This window comes from Cupriavidus sp. PB-02, assembly GCF_058252315.1.
In genome coordinates, this window is sequence record NZ_CM177695.1 from 640,277 (window position 1) to 659,819 (window position 19,543).

Annotated in this window: 19 protein-coding genes; 11 read left to right on the top strand and 8 right to left on the bottom strand. The window is 67.7% G+C overall.

Features of this window, described 5'->3' with window-relative positions:
* Positions 1-158 precede the first annotated feature (158 nt).
* From AC10V3_RS23695 to AC10V3_RS23730, 8 genes are all read left to right on the top strand, one after another.
* Complete coding sequence (locus AC10V3_RS23695; RefSeq protein WP_490924080.1) at positions 159-857, top strand: GntR family transcriptional regulator; 699 nt, start codon at positions 159-161, stop codon at positions 855-857.
* A 51-nt stretch (positions 858-908) separates the two neighbouring features.
* Positions 909-1,586 (top strand): DUF2848 domain-containing protein, encoded by a 678-nt coding sequence (locus tag AC10V3_RS23700; protein WP_022537845.1) that lies wholly within the window; start codon positions 909-911, stop codon positions 1,584-1,586.
* Entirely contained in the window at positions 1,583-2,905 is a 1,323-nt protein-coding gene (locus AC10V3_RS23705) for an amidase (protein ID WP_022537846.1), read from the top strand. The genes AC10V3_RS23700 and AC10V3_RS23705 overlap by 4 nt, the downstream gene beginning before the upstream one ends.
* A gap of 176 nt (positions 2,906-3,081) precedes the next feature.
* On the top strand, positions 3,082-4,407 hold the full coding sequence (locus tag AC10V3_RS23710; protein ID WP_041681703.1) for an MFS transporter: 1,326 nt from the start codon (positions 3,082-3,084) through the stop codon (positions 4,405-4,407).
* Positions 4,408-4,734: 327 nt separating this feature from the next.
* Positions 4,735-5,409: a heavy metal response regulator transcription factor gene (locus AC10V3_RS23715; RefSeq protein ID WP_022537848.1), complete on the top strand. Its 675-nt coding sequence runs from the start codon at positions 4,735-4,737 to the stop codon at positions 5,407-5,409.
* A complete protein-coding gene (locus AC10V3_RS23720) occupies positions 5,406-6,809 on the top strand; it encodes a heavy metal sensor histidine kinase (protein WP_022537849.1) in 1,404 nt (467 codons plus the stop codon). Before AC10V3_RS23715 ends, AC10V3_RS23720 begins: the two co-directional genes overlap by 4 nt.
* A 107-nt stretch (positions 6,810-6,916) precedes the next feature.
* On the top strand, positions 6,917-7,990 hold the full coding sequence (locus AC10V3_RS23725; protein WP_454752729.1) for a catalase family peroxidase: 1,074 nt from the start codon (positions 6,917-6,919) through the stop codon (positions 7,988-7,990).
* Positions 7,987-8,520, top strand: coding sequence for a cytochrome b (locus AC10V3_RS23730; protein ID WP_022537851.1), 534 nt, complete (start codon positions 7,987-7,989; stop codon positions 8,518-8,520). The genes AC10V3_RS23725 and AC10V3_RS23730 overlap by 4 nt, the downstream gene beginning before the upstream one ends.
* A 56-nt stretch (positions 8,521-8,576) precedes the next feature.
* Here AC10V3_RS23730 and AC10V3_RS23735 read toward each other — a convergent pair whose 3' ends face one another.
* The gene (locus AC10V3_RS23735; protein WP_490924081.1) at positions 8,577-10,088 is read right to left on the bottom strand and encodes a serine hydrolase; all 1,512 of its coding nucleotides are present in this window, start codon (positions 10,086-10,088) and stop codon (positions 8,577-8,579) included.
* Between the two features lie 396 nt (positions 10,089-10,484).
* Between AC10V3_RS23735 and AC10V3_RS23740 the strand changes: the two genes are divergently transcribed.
* The 3 genes from AC10V3_RS23740 to AC10V3_RS23750 all read left to right on the top strand — a co-directional run bounded on the left by AC10V3_RS23740 (position 10,485) and on the right by AC10V3_RS23750 (position 14,479).
* Positions 10,485-12,119 (top strand): methyl-accepting chemotaxis protein, encoded by a 1,635-nt coding sequence (locus tag AC10V3_RS23740; RefSeq protein ID WP_490924082.1) that lies wholly within the window; start codon positions 10,485-10,487, stop codon positions 12,117-12,119.
* A 73-nt stretch (positions 12,120-12,192) separates the two neighbouring features.
* Complete coding sequence (locus AC10V3_RS23745; protein ID WP_022537856.1) at positions 12,193-13,158, top strand: threo-3-hydroxy-L-aspartate ammonia-lyase; 966 nt, start codon at positions 12,193-12,195, stop codon at positions 13,156-13,158.
* A gap of 91 nt (positions 13,159-13,249) precedes the next feature.
* Positions 13,250-14,479 (top strand): RtcB family protein, encoded by a 1,230-nt coding sequence (locus AC10V3_RS23750; protein WP_490924083.1) that lies wholly within the window; start codon positions 13,250-13,252, stop codon positions 14,477-14,479.
* A 79-nt stretch (positions 14,480-14,558) separates the two neighbouring features.
* Here the strand turns inward: AC10V3_RS23750 and AC10V3_RS23755 are convergent, their stop codons facing one another.
* The 7 genes from AC10V3_RS23755 to fliM form a co-directional block, all read right to left on the bottom strand.
* Positions 14,559-15,281 (bottom strand): hypothetical protein, encoded by a 723-nt coding sequence (locus AC10V3_RS23755; RefSeq protein WP_454752733.1) that lies wholly within the window; start codon positions 15,279-15,281, stop codon positions 14,559-14,561.
* Between the two features lie 315 nt (positions 15,282-15,596).
* Positions 15,597-16,382, bottom strand: coding sequence for a flagellar biosynthetic protein FliR (gene fliR / locus AC10V3_RS23760; protein ID WP_022537859.1), 786 nt, complete (start codon positions 16,380-16,382; stop codon positions 15,597-15,599).
* A 45-nt stretch (positions 16,383-16,427) separates the two neighbouring features.
* Positions 16,428-16,697 carry a flagellar biosynthesis protein FliQ gene (gene fliQ / locus AC10V3_RS23765; protein WP_022537860.1) on the bottom strand — a complete coding sequence of 90 codons (270 nt, stop codon included), beginning with the start codon at positions 16,695-16,697 and terminating at the stop codon, positions 16,428-16,430.
* Positions 16,698-16,732: 35 nt separating this feature from the next.
* On the bottom strand, positions 16,733-17,554 hold the full coding sequence (fliP, locus tag AC10V3_RS23770) for a flagellar type III secretion system pore protein FliP (protein ID WP_454752734.1): 822 nt from the start codon (positions 17,552-17,554) through the stop codon (positions 16,733-16,735).
* Entirely contained in the window at positions 17,551-18,060 is a 510-nt protein-coding gene (gene fliO / locus AC10V3_RS23775; RefSeq protein WP_454752735.1) for a flagellar biosynthetic protein FliO, read from the bottom strand. The genes fliP and fliO overlap by 4 nt, the downstream gene beginning before the upstream one ends.
* The gene (gene fliN / locus AC10V3_RS23780; protein WP_022537863.1) at positions 18,057-18,506 is read right to left on the bottom strand and encodes a flagellar motor switch protein FliN; all 450 of its coding nucleotides are present in this window, start codon (positions 18,504-18,506) and stop codon (positions 18,057-18,059) included. The genes fliO and fliN overlap by 4 nt, the downstream gene beginning before the upstream one ends.
* A complete protein-coding gene (fliM, locus tag AC10V3_RS23785) occupies positions 18,499-19,518 on the bottom strand; it encodes a flagellar motor switch protein FliM (RefSeq protein ID WP_022537864.1) in 1,020 nt (339 codons plus the stop codon). Before fliM ends, fliN begins: the two co-directional genes overlap by 8 nt.
* Between the last annotated feature and the right edge of the window lie 25 nt (positions 19,519-19,543).

Below are 19,543 nucleotides of genomic sequence, written 5' to 3' on the forward strand. Positions count from 1 at the left end.
TCGGAGGTGGGCTAGTCTGCACATGACCCTGCGCAATCTCCCCTGACTTAACGAATCCGAACGCGTCATTCTCGTTTACCCCGAGAATGGCGGCGCTTGCAGCCTGTGAAATATCACACTACTATCACTACTACTTCAGATGCTTTTCGGAATGACCCGTGGCTAAATCCATTCGGCTGGTAGAAACAGATGGCATGCGTAGCCCCGCGCAGACCGCAACCCAGAGCGGGGCGGCCATGCGCGACCTCGCCTATGTCGAGATCAAGCGCCGCATCATCTCGTGCGAGTTCCGCCCCGGCGAGCCGCTGAACGAAGCCCAGGTGGCGAACATGCTTGGCCTGGGCCGCACGCCGGTACACCAGGCGCTGCACCGGCTGGAAGTGGAGGGCCTGGTGTCGATCCTGCCGCGCAAGGGCGTGCTGGTGACGCCGCTGTCGCTCAACGAGGTGCTCGACATGATCGAGGTGCGCGCGACCAACGAGGTCCTGTGCGCCACGCTCGCCTGCGAGCGCGGCCACGAGAGCGATTTCAAGGCCATGCGCGAAATCGTCGACCGCTCGCCCCCGCTGATCGCGCGGCGCGACATCCCCGCACTGGCGTCGCTGGACCTGAAGTTCCATACGGCGATGTCGGCCGCCTCGCGCAACCGCGTGCTGGCCGAGCTGCTGCGCGGCCTGCATGAGAAGCAGGCGCGCTTCTGGTTCCTGTCGCTGTCCGACCCGCAGCATCTCGAGAACGTGTACCAGGAACACCTCGAGATCGTCGAGGCGCTGGAACGCCGCGACGTGCCGGCCGTGAGCAAGGCCGTGCGCCAGCATATCGACGAGTTCCGCAAGAACATCATCAGGACGCTCTGACCTTCTGCATCCGGCCTGACCCGCTTTTTCCCTGTAACAAGGTAGTACGCAATGCCGACACTGCATTTCCAGGTCGCCGGCGGGGGTGAACTCGCCCTCGATATCCAGCGCCTCATCATTGCCGGATGGACCGGCCGCGACAAGGACGCCGTCCAGCACCATATCGACGAGCTCCAGGCGATCGGCGTGAAGCCGCCCGCCACGGTGCCGTGCTTCTATCCACTGGCCGCGTCGCTGCTGACCACGGCCGACGAACTGGAGGTGCCGCGCGCCGATTCTTCCGGCGAAACAGAGTTTGTCCTGCTGCAGGCAGAGGACGCGCTGTATATCGGCATCGGCTCGGACCATACCGACCGCAAGGTCGAGGCCTACGACGTCACCGTGTCCAAGCAGATGTGCGGCAAGCCTCTCGGTCGCCAGGTGTGGCGCTTCGACGAGGTGGCCGATCACTGGGACAGCCTGGAGATGCGCTGCTGGCGCGTGCGCGACGGCCAGCGCGCGCTGTACCAGGAAGGCAAGGTCACGCGCCTGCTCGATCCGCGCGACCTGGTCGAGCGGCTGACCGGCGAAGCCACGCTGCCGCCCGGCACCGCGATGTTCTGCGGCACGCAGGCGGTGATTGGCGAGCTGGGCCACGGCGATGCCTTTGAAGTGGAGCTGCACGACCCCGTGCGCAATCGCACGCTGCGCCATGCGTACCGCGTGCAGAGCCTGGCGGTGGCCGAATGAGCGCGCCGACCATTGCCGCGCTGGCGGCATCCCTGGCGGCGGGCCGCACCACCAGCGTGGCGCTGACCGAGCAGGCACTGGCCCGCATCGACAGCCATGCCCGCACCGGCGGCACCGCCTTCATGGAAGTCGACGCGGCCGGCGCGCTGGCCGCGGCGCGCGCGGCCGACCAGGCGCGTGCCGCGGGCCTGGTGGCGTCGCCGCTGGCGGGGCTGCCGATCTCGGTCAAGGACCTGTTCGACGTACGCGGCCAGGTGACCCGCGCCGGCTCGAAGGCGCTCGATGGCGCCGCGCCAGCGCAGGCCGATGCACCCGCGGTCGCGCGCCTGCGCGCGGCCGGCGCAGTGCTGCTGGGACGCACCAATATGAGCGAGTTTGCGTTCTCGGGCCTCGGCCTGAATCCGCACTATGGCACGCCGCGCACGCCCTTCGACGCGGACCGGATTGCGGGCGGCTCGACCTCCGGCGGCGCGGTCAGCGTGGCCGAAGACATGGCAGTGGCCGCGCTGGGTACCGACACTGGCGGCTCCATCCGCATCCCCTCGGCCTTCTGCGGGCTGACCGGCTTCAAGCCGACGGCGCGCCGCGTGCCGCTGGCCGGCGCGGTGCCGCTGTCGACCTCGCTCGACTCCGCCGGGCCGCTGGCACGCTCGGTCGCGTGCTGCGCGGCGATGGACGCCGTGCTGAGTGGCGAGACCCTCGATACGCGCCCCGCCGAGCTGGCGGGCATGCGGTTCTACGTGACCCGCGATTTCGTCTGCGACGGGCTCGACGCCGAGGTCGCGCAAGCGTTTGAGGACACCCTGTCGCGGCTGTCGGAACGCGGCGCGCGCATCGTGCCGTTCGATTTCCCGGAACTGCGCCGGCTGCCCGAGATCAACGGCGGCGGCGGCCTCACCGCTGCCGAAGCCTGGGCCTGGCACCGCCAACTGCTGGCGGAGCAGGGCGAGCGCTACGACCAGCGCGTGGCCCAGCGTATCCGGCGCGGCCAGCAGCAGAGCGCGGCCGACTATATCGACCTGCTGGCCCAGCGCCGCGCGATGCAGCACCGCGCCGGCGAGCGCCTGCGCGACGCCGATGCCTGGCTGATGCCGACCGTGGCCGTGCGGCCCCCGCGCCTGGACGCGCTGGCGCGCGACGAAGATTTCTTCGCCCTCAACGGGCTGGTGCTGCGCAATCCGAGCGTAATCAATTTCCTGGACGGATGCGCGGTCACGCTGCCCGTTGCACAGGGAATCGGCCTGGGCGTCTGCGCGCTGCACGGCCAGGACGCGCGCGTGCTGCAGGTGGCTGGTGCGATCGAGCGCAGCCTGATGTAAAGGCCATGCGGTCGCGCGGGCGTTAGCGAACGGCCTGCCCCGGGGCAGGCTGCGCCGGTCCCGTATCGGTCCAAGCGCAGCGGCCTCGCTCAACCATCCCACTCCGGCACAGCGCAAGCCAGAGGGCCCCGCCAATGCAGCGGGGCCCCGCCCAACCTACCCAAGGAGAATCACCGATGTCTTCCGTGATGACTGGCGCCTCCGGCGCCCTGGAGAACCTGCCACCGGCAGAAGTTGCCCAGCAATGCAACGTGGCGTACCGAAAGATCACCGTGCGCCTGATCCCGTTCCTGGTCCTGTTGTTCATCCTCGCCTGGATCGACCGCGTCAACGTGGGCTTCGCCAAGCTGCAGATGCTGCAGGACCTGCAGTTCAGCGAGGCCGTCTACGGCCTGGGCGCGGGCATCTTCTTCCTCGGCTACTTCCTGTTTGAGGTGCCGAGCAACCTGCTGCTGGAGAAGATCGGCGCGCGCAAGACGCTGGCGCGGATCACCATCCTGTGGGGCCTGGCGTCGATGGCGATGATCTTCGTCAAGACCCCCACGCAGTTCTACGCGCTGCGTTTCCTGCTGGGCATCTTCGAGGCCGGCTTCTTTCCCGGCGTGGTGCTCTACCTGACGTACTGGTTCCCGGCGGCGCGCCGCGCGCGCATCAACGGGTTGTTCATGACCTCGTTCGCCATCGCCGGCGTGATCGGCGGCCCGCTCGCGGGCTTGATCATGACCACCATGGACGGCGTGGACGGGCTCGCCAACTGGCAATGGCTGTTCGTGCTGGAGGGCATTCCGTCGGTGCTGGCCGGCATTGCCGTGCTGATGTACCTGCCCGAGCGGCCGGCCAGCGCGCGCTGGCTCACGGCTGAAGAGCAGCAGCTGGTGACGCAGGCCGTGGAAGCCGAGGCACGCGACCCGGCCAAGCATTCGGCGCTGCGTGACGCCTTTACCAATGCGCGCGTCTGGATCTGCGCCGCGATCTACTTCTGCGTGGTCAGCGGCAACGCCACCATCGCGTTCTGGTCGCCGTCGATCATCAAGGAGCTGGGCGTGCAGGGCAACCTGCGGATCGGCCTGGTATCGGCGATCCCGTTTATCGCCGGCACCATCGCCATGGTGCTCAACGGTATCCACTCGGACCGCTCGGGCGAGCGCCGCATGCACTGTGCGATGGCGACGCTGCTGGCCGCCGTGGGGCTGACATTGACCGGCTTGTGGCTGCACAGCGCGCTGCTGGCGCTGGCCGCGCTGACGGTGGCCTCGGTCGGCATCCTGGCCGCGTTCCCGGTGTTCTGGTCGCTGCCGTCGGCATTCCTGGCCGGCACCGCCGCCGCGGGCGGCATCGCGCTGATCAATTCAGTCGGCAACCTGGCGGGCTTCGTCGCGCCCTATGTGATCGGCTGGTTCAAGACCAACACCGGGCAGCTGTCCTCGGGCCTGTACTTCGTGGCCTTCCTCGAAGCCTGCGCCACGGTCCTGATCCTGGCCGGCGTGCGCCGCAACCGCTGAGCGCGGCCGGGCGCGGCGCGGCGTACCCGGCACGCGCGCCGCGCTTAATGCTGCTCGATCGCGAACTGCGCAATGCGGCCATCCCGCGGCATGAAGTCACAGGTGGGAAGACCTCCGGCGGGCGACGGGTGCGAAGCAGCCAGATGCGGTGTGAAGTCTTGGGCACGCCGTGGCCCTTGCATGCGGCTTCGCCGTCCCTTGCAGCCGTCCTGCGTCGGGATGCTGACGTTTCGATTACGGTTTTGTCATTCCTGGCCCGGAGGTCAGGGGTTATGCTTTTCGGGGCCATGCGCGACGCGGGCCGGACAGAACCGAACCCGAAAGACAATGAAGATCCTGGTAATCGAAGACGAGCCCAAGACTGCCGAATACCTGCGCAAAGGCCTGACCGAATCCGCGTTCGTGGTGGACCTGGCCGTCACCGGCGCGGACGGCCTGCATTGCGCCACGGAGCATCAGTATGACCTCATCATCCTCGACGTGATGCTGCCCGGCATGGACGGGTGGGAGGTGCTGCGCCAGTTGCGCGAGCGCAAGCAGACCCCGGTGCTGTTCCTGACCGCCCGCGACGAGGTCGAGGACCGCGTCCGCGGCCTGGAACTGGGCGCCGATGACTACCTCGCCAAGCCGTTCGCCTTTGTCGAGCTGCTGGCGCGAGTGCGTACGCTGTTGCGCCGCGGTCCGCCGCGCGAGGCCGAGCGCATCGAGGTCGACGACCTGGAAATCGACCTGATCCGGCATCGCGTCGCGCGCGCCGGGCAGCGTATCGACCTGACCCCGCGCGAGTTTGCGCTGTTGCACTTCCTGGCGCGGCGCAATGGCGAGGTGCTCAGCCGCACACAGATCGCCTCGCATGTGTGGGACATGAACTTCGACAGCGATACCAATGTCGTCGACGTGGCGGTGCGCCGGCTGCGCGCCAAGATGGACGACAGCTTCGGCAACAAGCTGATCCACAGTGTGCGCGGTATCGGCTACGTGCTCGAGAGCCGGCGTCCGTGAGATCGCGCCTGTCCCTGACCGTCCAGCTGGCGCTGGCCTTTGCGCTGGTGGCCGGCGTGGCGTTTGCCGGCGTCGGCACCTACCTCTACAAGGCGCTGACCATGCAGGTGGTGGCGCGCGACGATGCCGAACTGCTGCGCAAGGCCGCGCGCGTGCGCGACGAGCTCGCCGAGCGCTTTGACAGCGATGCCGACCGCTGGCGCGAGATCGGCCGCGTGGTGTCGGGCAATGAGGAGTATGCGCTGAGGGTGCAGTCCGCCAGCGGCAGCCTGCTTACCGAGGCGAACTTCCATGGCGAGTCCGTGCCGGATGGCCCGCCGCTGGCCGAAGGCGCCGCGCTGGGGCCGGAATCGATCCGCGCCTGGCGCACGCCCGCGGGCTATCAGATCCGCGGCGTGGTGCTGCTGGCGCGGCCGCAGGACAACGGCGCGCCGGTGAAGGTGACGGTGTCGCAGGTGGCGCGCTCGCGCTTTGCGCTGATGCGCGAGTACCGCTGGAAGCTGGTGTGGGCGACGCTGCTGGGCTCGCTGTCGGTCGGCTTGCTCGGCTACGCCGCGGTGCGGGCGGGCATGTCGCCGCTGCGCCGCATCGCCACCGGCACGCGCACGGTCACGTTCTCCAGCGTGGCGCTGCCGATCGATCCGGCGCGGCTGCCGGTCGAGCTCAAGGAGCTGGCGCATGCGCTGCAGCAGATGATCGAGCGGCTGCACGAGAGCTATCACCGGCTGTCGCAGTTCTCCGCCGACCTGGCCCATGACTTCCGCACGCCGCTGGGCAACCTGCTGGGGCAGACCCAGGTGGCGCTGTCCGCCGAGCGCGGCACCGAGGAGTACCAGGCGCTGCTGGCCTCGAACGTGGAGGAGTATGAGCGCCTGTCGCGCATGATCGAGAACATGCTGTTCCTGGCGCGTGCCGACAATGCGCGCGTGGCCATGCGTGTGGCCGAGCTGGACCTGGAATCGGAACTGCATCGGGTGGCGGACTACTTCGGCCTGCTGGCCGACGCCAAGCAGGTATCGATCCGCGTGCAGGCCGCGGGCAGGGTGTTTGCCGATGCCGGCCTGCTGCGGCGCGCGCTCAGCAATCTGGTTTCCAATGCGGTGCGCTATACGCCGGCAGGCGAGCAGATCGTGCTGACGGCGCGGCAGGCGGACGGCTACACCCATATCGAGGTCAGCAACCCAGGGCCCGGTATCGCCGCCGAGCACCTGCCCAAGCTGTTCGACCGCTTCTTCCGCTGCGATCCGGCGCGCGCCAACTCGGGCGCGTCTTCCGGCATCGGGCTGGCGATCGTCAAGACCATCATGGACCTGCACCAGGGCACGGTGGGGGCGGAGTCGGTGCCGGCGGCGATGACGCGTTTCCGGCTCAGCTTTCCATTGCGCGGCGGCGCGGCCTGAATTACGGATCGGTAATCAAGCCGTCATCGTTTGCGGCCCCGCTAGCGGGCTACATTGGGCTCAGCGCGCCCGGACGAGGCGCGCGCAACCAGTAATGGAAAAAGCCCATGACACGACACCAAGCAGCGCCGCCCGGCCGTCCAGCCTGCCTGCCATGCAGGCTGGCCGCCATTGCCGCGGTAGTGGGGACGATCGGCGCCGGCTTTGCCTGGGCGGCTGGCTGGGTGACGCCGGCGCGCCTGTCGGCATTCAGGATCATCGATGCCTTCGAGGCCAACGCCGGCATCCACGCCGGATATCGCCGCAACCATGCCAAGGGTGTCTGCGTCGAAGGGTACTTCGAAGGCAATGGCAAGGCGTTGGCGGTATCGCGCGCGGTGGTGTTCGGAACGGTGCGCACGCCGGTGACCGGCCGCCTTGCCATCCCCGGCGGCAACCCGGCCGCGCCCGATGCCGGCGCCCCGGTGCGCAGCCTGGCACTGGAATTCCGGCTGGCAGACGGCGAGCAATGGCGCACCGCCATGAACTCAACGCCGGTGTTCGGCGTGCGCACGCCGCAGCAGTTCTATGAGCAACTGGTGGCAGCGCGGCCCGATCCCGCTACCGGCAAGCCGGATCCGAGGCGGCTGGCAGCGTTCTTCGGCAAGTACCCGGAGACGCAACCGTTCCGGCAATGGGTCAAGGACCATCCGCTGAGCGGCAGTTTCGCCACCACCGCGTACTACGGCATCAACGCCTTCGTCGCCACCGATGGCGCGGGCTTGCAGCGGGCTGTCCGATGGCGGCTCGATCCCGAGACCCCGGCCAGCGCCGCATCCGCTACCGGCGCATCGGCCGATTTCCTCGCGCGCGACCTCGCCAGCCGGCTCGCACAAGGACCGTTGCGATGGCACCTGGTCGTGACCGTGGCGCAGCCCGGCGATCCCACCGCCGATGCCACGCAGGCGTGGCCCGCGGAGCGGCAGCAGATCGATGCCGGCACGCTGGTGCTGGAGCGGCAAAGTGCGCAGCAGGACGGCAGCTGCCGCGATATCAACTATGACCCCACCATCCTGCCGCGCGGCCTGAGGCCCTCCGACGATCCGCTGCTGGCCGCACGTTCATCGGCCTATGCCGAGTCATACCGCCGCCGCAGCATGGAAAACGCGCAACAGGAACTTCACGCGGGAGCCGGACAATGACAAGCACATCCCCGAACCGGTACAGCGGCCTGGCGCGATGGCTGCACTGGACCATGGCCGCCGGCATCTTCGCCATGCTGTTCATCGGCATCGGCATGGTGGCCACCGTATCAAACCTGCACCTGACGCTGGTCGCGATCCACCGGCCGCTGGGCGCGTTGCTGCTGGCGCTGTGGGCGGTGCGGCTGGTCACGCGCCTGGTGCGCGGCGCGCCGCCGCCGCCGGCCGACCTGCCCGGCTGGCAGCGCGGCGCCGCGCACGCCAGCCACCTGGCGCTCTATGCCCTGATGGGCCTGCAGCCGCTGGTCGGCTGGGCGATGCTGTCGGCGGGCGGGTATCCGGTGACGATGTCCGGCGCATGGGCGCTGCCCCCGCTAATGAATCCCGATGTCGTGGCGTTTGCGTTCCTGCGCAGCGCGCATACGTGGCTGGCCTATGCTTTTCTGGCAGTGGTATTGCTGCATGTGGCGGCCGCGCTGTTCCACTGGTGGGTGCGGCGGGATCGGGTGTTTGCCAGTATGGCGCCGTGAGCGGGCGGGGGGCGTGCGCCAGATAGCCCTTGCCTTCTGCCTCGCGTGTTCACAACTCAAGGCTCTTGATCAGTCCGGCATACGTCGGCACCGTCGAGGTTTTTCCGGCGACGTGCGCGGAAGGCGGCGTTGGTTGCCTCGTCCGCCGCCATGCGATGGAAGACGATGTCGTCGACAAGCGGTTCCAGCGGCGCGGCAATGCGGTCGATGGTGCCGTCGCGGTCGTAGAGGAAGGTGAGGGCGAGGTTGTCCGGATGGATCTCGGCGGGCTTTTCCGCCGTGGTAAAGACGTCGTAGTGGCGGTGCTCGAGCCGCCCGCACATGCCGCGCCAGTGCCACGACAGCGCATCGCCATCGGTTTCGATGGTGATGTCGCCGTAGGCGGGATGCGAGTATGTGCCCGAGTAATCGTGCAGCGCGTGGCTGGGATTAGTGCCGGCGTGCTGCCGTGCCAGCCGTGCAGCCTTGTCGATCTGCAGCTGCGCCAGCATCTCGTGCCGCCTGGCGCGCAGGCGGCTGAACCAGTCGATGGGGGAGTGCCCGCAGAGCTGGTCCAGCGCGGCGTAGGTCAGCAAGGCGGTCACCGCGCCGGGAGCCCGGTTGGTCAGTACGGCGATGCCCAGGCGCCGTGCCGGCATCATCGTCATCAGGGTTGCCCAACCCAGCCAGCTGCCCGAGTGCGAGACCGTCCGCTCGCCGCGGTAGTGCTCGGCCGTGAGTCCCAGTCCGTAGTGCACATCGCCGACCTCCGGGAATTCTGCACGGAAAACGTGGACGCGCGGCGTCATCATGTCGCGCACGATGCCAGGCGCAAGCAGCGCATGTCCGTCCACCTTGCCTTCGTCCAGCAGGCAACGCATCCATCGGGCCAGGTCTTCCACCGATGCGTTGAGGCCGCCGGCCGGCGTCGCGCGGATCGGGGACCAACTGGCGCGCAGGCGCTCGTCGCCGTCCATCGCGTGCGGGTGTGCATGGTCGGGATCGGCCGCCAGCGCTTCGACCGAAAAGCCGAAGCGCGTAAAACCCAGCGGCTGCAGCAGCCGTTGCGTGGTGAAGTCCTCCCAGCGCTGCCCGCTGATGCGCTCGGCCACGTGGCCGGCGATCACGTAGCCAAGGTTCTGGTACTGCCAGCTTTCGCGCAGCTCGCGGCTTGGCGCGAGGTGCGGCAGCCGTTCGAGCATCTGGCTGGTGTCGAGGTCGCCCGGCGTGTGGATCCAGTCATGGCGCGGCAGGCCGCTGTGATGGCTGAGCAGGTCGCGCACCGTGATGCGTTGCGTGGCGACGGCATCATGCAGCCGGAAGCCGGGAATGATGTCGCGCACCGGCGTGGTCCAGTCGAGCTTGCGCTCGTCGACCAGCAGGCCAAGTCCGGCGGCGGTAAATGACTTGGTGATCGAGCACAGCAGGAACTGCGTGGTGGTGGTCACGGGCGCCGGCGCGGCGCTGTCGCGCACGCCGTAGCCCCGCAGCAGGATGGGTTCGCCGTCGCGGATCACGGCCAGGGCAAGTCCGGGGATCTTCCATTCGGCCATCGACTTCTCGACCAGCGCATCGAATCCGCTCAGCATGGTGCCTCCCTGGCAGGTCACGGGCACGTATGCTGCCATGTCCTGGCGGCGCAGTCGTCCCCCTTGTGGGGGTGGCCGGTGCGATGGCCATGGCGATCGCACTGGTCATGGGGCTGTGACCGCTACCGCACTCATCCTCGCCCCCCCACCGGCTTTGTCTACCTATGTCCCCCCTCTCGTGGGGAACAGTTCACCGCAGCGAGGCCGTTAGCCACCGCAACACAGAGCACGGATACGCGCAAGTCGCGGGGGCAACGCACCCCTGCCGGAAGCGCGGACGCCGAGCCGACCAGCAGGGAACGGGCGCGCAGTGTGGCAGGCCGCGATTAGGCATGCAGCGGGTAATTTCAAGCAGTCATGCGCAAACGTCCGACCGGACGGCAAGGGGGAGGGATCATGGATTTCAAGAGTCTGTCTATTCGCACGCGGATGCTGGCCGGGTTCGGGACGCTGGCGGGTGTGGTGCTGGTGGTGTCGGGGTATTCGCTGCATGCGCTGGGCGATGCCACCGACGGTTTCAACGACTATCTCAACGGGCTGAACGCACGCGCGGATATGGCCGCGCAGGTGCGCAGCGCCGTGGACCGGCGCGCGATCGCGGCGCGCAACCTGGTGCTGGTGACCGATGCGGCCGAACTCGAGCGCGAGAAGGCCGAGGCCCTGAGCGCGCACCAGGATGTGCAGACTCGGCTGGCGCGGCTCAATGAAATGGTGCGCCAGCCCGGCGTCGGCGAAGAGGCACGCAAGCTGGTGGAAGCGGTGGCGAAGATTGAGGCGGAATACGGCCCGGTGGCCACCGGCATCGTCGGCCTGGCGGTGGAGCGCAAGCTCGAGGAAGCCGTGTCCCGCATCGACAAGCAGTGCCGCCCGCTGCTGGCCGCGCTGATCAAGGCGACCGACGCCTATGCCGACTTCACCAAGGCGCGGCAGAAGGAGATGGAGAAGAAGCTGGAGGCGGACTACCAGCAACAGCGCAACCTGCTGATCCTGGTTTCCCTGGTGGCCGCGGTGGTGGCGGCGGCCGGCGGGGTGCTGATCACACGTGCGATCACGCGGCCGATCCAGCGGGCCGTGGAGGTGGCCGATACCGTGGCCGGCGGCGACCTGGGCGCGCGCATCGAAGTGGACCGGCATGACGAGACCGGCCGCCTGCTGGGGGCGCTGCGTGAGATGAACGAGCGGCTCACCGCCACCGTCACGCAGGTGCGCGCCAGCAGCGGCAACATCGCCCTGAGCACCAGCGAGATCGCGCGCGGCAATGCTGATCTGAGCAGCCGCACCGAGGAGCAGGCGGCGTCGCTGGAACAAACCGCGGCCAGCATGGAAGAACTGACCGAGACCGTGCGCCAGAACACCGAGAACGCGCGCCAGGCCAGCGAGCTGGCGCGCACCGCGGCCGACGTGGCGCAACGCGGCAGCACCACGGTGCAGCGCGTGGTGGGCACCATGCAGGACATCAGCGCCAGTTCGTCCAAGATCGCCGACATTACCGGCATCATCGAGGGCATTGCCTTCCAGACCAATATCCTGGCGCTGAACGCGGCGGTCGAGGCGGCGCGCGCCGGCGAGCAGGGGCGCGGCTTTGCGGTGGTGGCCAGCGAGGTGCGCGGGTTGGCGCAACGTTCGTCCAGCGCGGCCAAGGAGATCAAGGAGCTGATCGAAGCCTCCGGGCGCCAGGTGCAGGACGGCTCGGCGCTGGCGAGCGAAGCGGGGCAGACCATGGCCGAGGTGACGCAGGCGGTGGCGCGCGTGACCGGCATCGTCGAAGAGATCGCCACGGCGTCGGCCGAGCAGAGCCGCGGCATCGAGCAGGTCAACCAGGCCATCGTGCAGATCGACGAGGTTACGCAGCAGAACGCCTCGCTGGTGAACGAGGCCGCGATGGCGTCGCGTGCGCTGGAAGAGCAGGGGCGCGAGCTGAGTGAAGTGGTGGCGTTCTTCCGCCTGCCAGGCGAGAACGGCGCAGCCCGCCCGGCAATGGTGGCAGGGGGTGCACCGGTCCGCACGGCCGGAAAGCTGGCCGCGGCCTAGTGTTGGGTGGCTGCGCGCCGGGCGCGGGACAGGTAAACTGGCCTGTCCCCGCTTCCCTGCCAACGCCACTGCCATGACCGCCCTGCCTATTTCCTTCGACGACGTAGCCGCCGCCCACGAACGCATCCGCGCAGCGGCCCACCGCACCCCGGTGCTGACTTCCTCGACCGCCGACGCGGCCACCGGGGCGCAGCTGTTCTTCAAGTGCGAGAACTTCCAGCGCATCGGGGCCTTCAAGTTTCGCGGCGCCTACAACGCCATCGCGCAGTTCACGCCGCAGCAAAAGGCGGGTGGCGTGCTGGCGTTCTCGTCAGGCAACCATGCACAGGCGATCGCGCTGTCGGCGCGGCTGCTGGGCGTACAGGCGGTGATCGTGATGCCGCAGGACGCACCCGCGATCAAGATCGAAGCCACGCGCGGCTACGGCGCCGAGGTGGTGCTGTATGACCGCTACCAGGACGACCGCGAGGCGTTGGGACGGCGCATCGCCGCCGAGCGCGGCATGACGCTGATCCCGCCGTACGACCATCCGCACGTGATGGCCGGGCAGGGCACGGCGGCCAAGGAGCTACTGGAGGAAACCGGGCCGCTGGACATGCTGGTGGTGTGCCTGGGCGGCGGCGGGCTGCTGTCAGGCTGCGCCGTGGCCGCACAGGCCATGTCGCCCGGCTGCGCGGTCTACGGGGTGGAGCCCGAGGCAGGCAACGACGGCCAGCAAAGCCTGCGCAGCGGCGAGATCGTCCGCATCGACACGCCCCGCACCATTGCCGACGGCGCGCAGACGCCGTTCCTGGGCCAGCACACCTTTGCGGTGATCCGCGAACTGGTGACGGATATCGTCACGGTGTCGGATGCGGAGCTGGTCGAAACCATGAAGTTCTTCGCCGGCCGCATGAAGATCGTGGCCGAGCCCACTGGCTGCCTGGCTGCCGCCGCGGTGCTGCATGGCAAGCTCGATGTGAAGGGCAAGCGCGTGGGCATCATCGTGTCCGGGGGCAATGTCGACCTGGGCGCCTTTGCCAGCTTCTTGCTGGCATAAGACATCCGGGCATCCGGGCATCCGGCCGGGGAATCCCGGGCCGGCCCTGGCCGTCTAACCTGCATCCGCGACGACAAGGCCAGGGGCGACCATGACGGCCAAGCACCACTACGACGTACTCGACACCGGCGCCGGCAAGCCGGTCAAGCTGTGGACGCGGGGCGTCCCGCTGGAGGACGCTGCCCGCGCGCAACTGGTCAATACCGCGCGGATGCCGTTTATCTTCCGCCACCTCGCGGTGATGCCGGATGTACACCTGGGCAAGGGGTCGACCATCGGCTCGGTGATTCCCACCGTGGGCGCGGTGATCCCGGCGGCGGTGGGCGTCGATATCGGCTGCGGCATGATGGCCGTGAAGACGTCGCTCACCGCCGGCGACCTGCCCGACAACCTCGGCCCGCTGCGCAGCGCAATCGAGCACGCCGTGCCGCACGGCCGCAGCGCGCAGGGCGGGCGGCGCGACCAGGGCGCCTGGGGGGCGATCCCGGCACAGGTCGACGCGGCATGGGCCGAGATGGCGGGCGGCTTCCGGCGCATTACCGACAAATACCCGCACCTGGCGCGCACCAACCACCGCAACCATCTCGGCACCCTCGGGACCGGCAACCACTTTATCGAGGTCTGCCTGGACGAGGCGCAGTCGGTCTGGTTCATGCTGCATTCCGGCTCGCGCGGTGTGGGCAATGCCATCGGCACCACCTTTATCTCGCTGGCGCAGCAGGATATGCGCCACCACCTGGCCAACCTGCCGGACCGCGACCTGGCCTACCTGGTGGAGGGCTCCATGCACTATGAGGACTACGTGTTCGCGGTGTCGTGGGCCCAGGCGTACGCGCGCCGCAACCGCGAGCTGATGATGGAGGCCGTGCTGGCCGCGGCGCAGCGCGTGCTGCGCAAGCCGTTCCAGGCGGAGCTGGAGGCGGTCAACTGCCATCACAACTACGTGCAGAAGGAACATCATTTCGGCAAGGACGTGCTGGTGACGCGCAAGGGCGCGGTCAGTGCGCGCAAGGGCGAACTGGGCATCATCCCGGGGTCGATGGGCGCGCGCTCGTTTATCGTGCGGGGCAAGGGCAACCCGGAGTCGTTCTGCTCGTGCAGCCACGGCGCCGGCCGCACCATGAGCCGCAGCGAGGCCAAGCGCCGCTTTACCGTGGCCGACCAGGTGCATGCGACCGAAGGCGTGGAATGCCGCAAGGACGCCGCCGTGATCGACGAGATCCCGATGGCCTACAAGGACATCGACGCGGTGATGGCGGCGCAGTCAGACCTGGTGGAGGTCGTGCACACGCTCAGGCAGGTGGTGTGCGTGAAGGGGTGAGGGGGGGATTGTCGTCAGCGCCCCTGGCAGGACATCCGGCCCGGAACCTTCCTGCGCAGGGGCGTTGAAGCCGGCTGCTCTATTGGAAGATCAGCGTGCCCAGCGCTTGTCCGCTTGCATTGAATGCAGTGGACTTGGACGAGACGAAGCTGATGTTTCCGCTTGTGTCGATGCGGAACGTTGTTTCCTCCTCCCCAACCCTGGCATTGCCGTTATCGAACGCCTTGTCGAGGAAGGTCACAAGGAGGCTGCTCCCGGTATCGGCAATCACGGCATATGACTGGGTGAGCGAACCCAGCTTCGTGGCCTGCGTGCTGTCCGAGAAAATCGTGGCCGTTGCCAACGGTCCCGAGTCGCCCGCCTTGACGGTGAGCGGGAATGTGTAGTCTGCAAACACCGCAAAGGCAGTTCCCTCATCGATCGCGACCAGGACATAGGTGGATGCGTTGCGGAAGATGGTCCTGGTCCCCGAGAACGGCGTGGAGTTCCCGTTCGCCATGAGTGTGCCGGTGACGGTCTCGGTGGTCTTGAGCACGGTGGCGCCATTCAGCATGGCGGCAACGAAAGGCGTGGCTTGCAGGGCGCCGGAGCCTGTTACCGGCACATTCTCTGCCGTGCCGGAAATCGAGAAATCGGCGGTCAGGCCATTGGCCGCCAGGCTTGCCATGGCCGTGGGGAGGGGCACGGCCAGCGTTTGTGCAGGCGCGCTGGCCTGGCCGCCGTTGCCGCCGTCATCGTCACCGCCGCCGCAGCTACCAAGGATGAATGCACATGCAAGCAACAATAGGAATCTCTTGGACATCGCCGGCTCCTGGCGGAAGTGCCCCGGATTCGAAACATGTATTTGGATGCGACTCTGAGAAAGAGGAAATCCTGGCGTAAGGCGCAAGCTTCCCATCCCCGCTACCCTTCAAATTACCCTCCTGTCGGGCAGGTCTGGCTCGCGAGGGCGTCGCGGGAGCCGATGCGCAAAAAATATGCCACCGGCGCCATTGGGCTTGTTTTCTCTACGATTTTGCGAACCCGTAGTTCGGCATACCGGTGAAACGGAGCCTTCGGTTCCGTTCCTGATACATGTGCCAGAGGCAACCGGTCGAATGACCGTAGCCACCCGCCTTCAGCGCGCAAACTGCCCAAGCACCGTAGTCACCGCCTCAAGCCCGGCTTCGATCATATGCTGCATATAGGTGCCCATCTGCGGCATCACCAGCATCAGCACCAGCAGGCCGCCGGACAGCGTCACCGGGAAGCCCACCGCGAAGATCGACAGTTGCGGCGAGGCACGGTTCAGGATGCCCATCGCCAGGTTCAGCGTCAGCAGCGCGGCGATCATCGGCAGCGCCAGCAGCAGCCCGGAGGCGAACACCATGCCGCCGGCGCGGGCCACGGCCATGGCGCCGCCGGCGGACAGCGGCGTGCCGCCGATTGGCAAGCCATTGAAGCTGTCGACCAACGCGCCCAGCATCAGCAGGTGGCCGTCCAGCGACAGGAACAGCAGCATCGCGATGATGTTCAGGAAGCGCGACAGCACCATGGTCTGGCCGCCGGCGGCGCGATCGAAGAACGAGGCGAACGACAGGCCCATCTGCAGGCCGATGATCTCGCCGGCCTGCTGCACGGTGGCAAAGACCAGCCGCATGACAAAGCCCGTGGCCAGGCCGATGCCGACCTCATTGAGGATGACCACCAGCCCGCCATAGGAGTACACCGACACCACCGGCACCTGCGCGATGGTGGGGGACACCACCATCGCGATCATGGCGGACAGCGCGATCTTGGCGCGCCGCGGGATGGTGGATTCACCGAACAGCGGTGCGGTGCCGACCAGCGCCAGGATGCGGAAGAATGGCCACAGGAACGCCGCGAGCCAGCTGTAGAGCTGGGCTGAGGTGACTTCGATCACGGCGGGCAGTCGGGGAGCCGGAAATGGAAAGGCGCGCGGCGGGCGTCAGTGCGCCAGCGCGGGAATGCTCTGGAACACCTCGCGCATATAGTCGACCATGGTGTTGATCATCCACGGGCCGGCCAGCACCATGGTGACGAACAGCGCGATCAGCTTGGGGATGAAGGTCAGCGTCATTTCGTTGATCTGGGTCGCGGCCTGGAACAGGCTCACCACCAGGCCGGCGGCCAGTGCCACCAGCAGCAGCGGGGCGGCCAGCAGCAGCGTCATCTTCATCGCCTGGGTGGCGATGGTCATTACGGTTTCCGGGGTCATGGCTCGGGTTCTGGAGAGGTGAGGCGGGGCGCCTCTCAGTTCATGAAGCTCTGCGCCAGCGATCCCAGCAGCAGCTGCCAGCCATCCACCAGCACGAACAGCATCAGCTTGAACGGCAGCGAGATGGTGGCCGGCGGCACCATCATCATGCCCATCGCCATCAGCACGCTGGCAACCACCAGGTCGATGATCAGGAACGGGATAAAGATGGTGAAGCCGATCTGGAACGCGGTCTTCAGTTCGCTGGTGACGAAGGCCGGCACCAGGATACTGAGGGGGACTTCTTCCGGGCCCTGCATCTCGGGCGCCTTGGCCATCTGCGCGAACATCGCCAGGTCCTTCTCGCGGGTCTGGCGCAGCATGAAGGCCTTGAGCGGCTCGGCGGCCTTGGCGGCTGCCGCCTCCAGGCTGATCTTGTTCTCCGACAGCGGCCTGTAGGCGTCGTTGTAGACGCGGTCCAGCACTGGTGCCATCACGAAGAAGGTCAGGAACAGCGACAGGCCCACCAGCACCTGGTTGGGCGGCGAGGTGGCCGTGCCCAGCGCGCTGCGCAGCAGGCCCAGCACGATGATGATGCGGGTGAAGCCGGTCATCATCAGCATCGCCGCCGGCAGGAACGACAGCGAGGTCAGCAGCACCAGCGTCTGTATCGGCAACGACCAGATCTGGCCGCCGCCCGGCGCGGGCTTGCTGATCACGCCCGGCAGGGACTGCGCCCAGGCCGGCAGCGGAGCGAAAGCCAGCACGGCGGTGGCCAGCATCAGCGCCAGCAGGGACAGCATCGGGAGACAGCGCGCGGCCACGGCTGCGCGCACGGGCCGGGAGCGGCGCCGCAGCGCGGCACGCGGGAAATTCATGACTTGAACTGGTTTTGCATCGAGCGCAGCAACCTTTCGGAAAAGCTGCCGCCGGTCGGCTGTTGCGACGCTACCGTGGCGCCGGGTGCGGTGATCGTGTTGGCGCCGGTGCTGCCGGCCGGCATGCTGTGCAGTGGTCGGATTTCGCCCGGGCTCACGCCCAGTACCAGCCAGGTATCGCCCACCTCCACCAGCACCAGCCGCTGGCGCGCGCCGAGCATGGTGCTGCCGACCACCTTCATCACGCCGCCGGTGGCCTGGCGCACCAGCCCGGCACGCCGGGCCACCCACGCCATGCCGAGGATCAGGGCGATCACGGCAAACAGCCCCAGCCCGGCCTGCGCCAGGCTGGCCGCGCCGCTGACCGCCGGCGCGTGGGTGCTTTCCGAGGCCGGGGCGGCCGTGGCGGCGGCAGGCAAGGCCGCAGGCACGGCCAGGCTCGCGCATGCCGCACGCTGACGGACAGTCAGGGCGGCGCCGCGCACGGGGCGCTTCAGGACGGTCATTTGTTCAGCTTGCGGATGCGTTCGGACGGCGTGATGATGTCCGTCAGGCGGATGCCGAACTTGTCGTTCACCACCACCACCTCGCCCTGAGCGATCAGGTAGCCGTTGACCAGCACGTCCATCGGCTCGCCGGCCAGCCCGTCCAGTTCCACCACCGAACCCTGCGCCAGTTGCAGCAGGTTCTTGATGGGCACCTTGGTGCGGCCCAGTTCCACCGTCAGTTGCACCGGGATATCGAGGATCATCTCGATATCGTTGTGGAAGCCGCTCGGCGCTTCCTTAGCCAGGGGCTGGAAGACGGTGGCGGCGGCCGGGGTGGCCGCGGGCGCGGCAGCGGGTGCGGCTGCTGCGGGCACCTCGGCAGTTGTGGCGCTGGTCTGTTCGGCCAGCGCGCTGGCCCAGTCGTCCATCGGATCGACCGGCTTGTCCTCGATGCCGTCACTCATAATCGGTGTCCTTAATGTCCAGGTGGGAATCGCTGTCCTGGTGATTGATCATTCGTTCTACCCGCAGCGCGTACTGGCCATTCATGGTGCCGAAGCCGCATTGCATCACGGGCACGCCATCCACCTTGCCGAAGACCTTCTCCGGCAGCTCGATCGGCAGCACGTCGCCGGCGCGCATCGCCAGCACTTCAGCCACGGTGCTCTGCAGGTGGGCGAACTCGGCCACCAGTTCCACTTCGGCGGCGCGCAACTGCGTGGAGAGCTGGTCGACCCAGCCCTTGTCGACTTCCTTCTCGTCCTGCAGCGGATTCATCAGCAGGTCTTTGAGCGGCTCGATCATCGCGTAGGGCAGGCAGACATGAAGCTGCCCGCCGACGGCGCCCAGTTCGATATGGAAGGCGGTAGTCACCACGGCCTCGTTGTGCGTGGCGACGTTGGCAAACTTGGGATGCATCTCCGAGCGGATGTACTCGGTCTCGATCGGGTGCACGGTGCGCCAGGCGTTGCCGTAGCTGGTCAGCGTCAGCTCCAGCATGCGCTGGATGATGCGCTGCTCGGTCTGGGTGAAGTCGCGGCCTTCCACGCGGGTGTGGAAGCGGCCATCGCCGCCGAACAGGTTGTCCACGACCAGGAACACCAGGTTCGGGTCGTACACGAACAGCGCCGTGCCGCGCAGCGGCTTCAGGTGGACCAGGTTCAGGTTGGTCGGCATCGGCAGGTTGCGCGCGAAGTCGCCGAACTTCTCGATCCTGATGCTGCCCACGGTGATGTCCGCGCCGCGGCGGATGAAATTGAACAGCGCCGTGCGCATCGAGCGCGCAAAGCGCTCGTTGATGATTTCCAGCGTATGCAGGCGGCCGCGGATGATGCGTTCCTGCGTCGCCAGGTTGTAGGGGCGCACCCCGCTGTCATCGAGCGCAGGCTCGCTGGCCTTGGGTGTATCGGCCTCGCCGGATACGCCCTTGAGCAGCTCGTCGACCTCGTCTTGCGAGAGGAACTTGTCGTAGGCCATCTAGTGTCCTGCCCCTTGTGCGGCG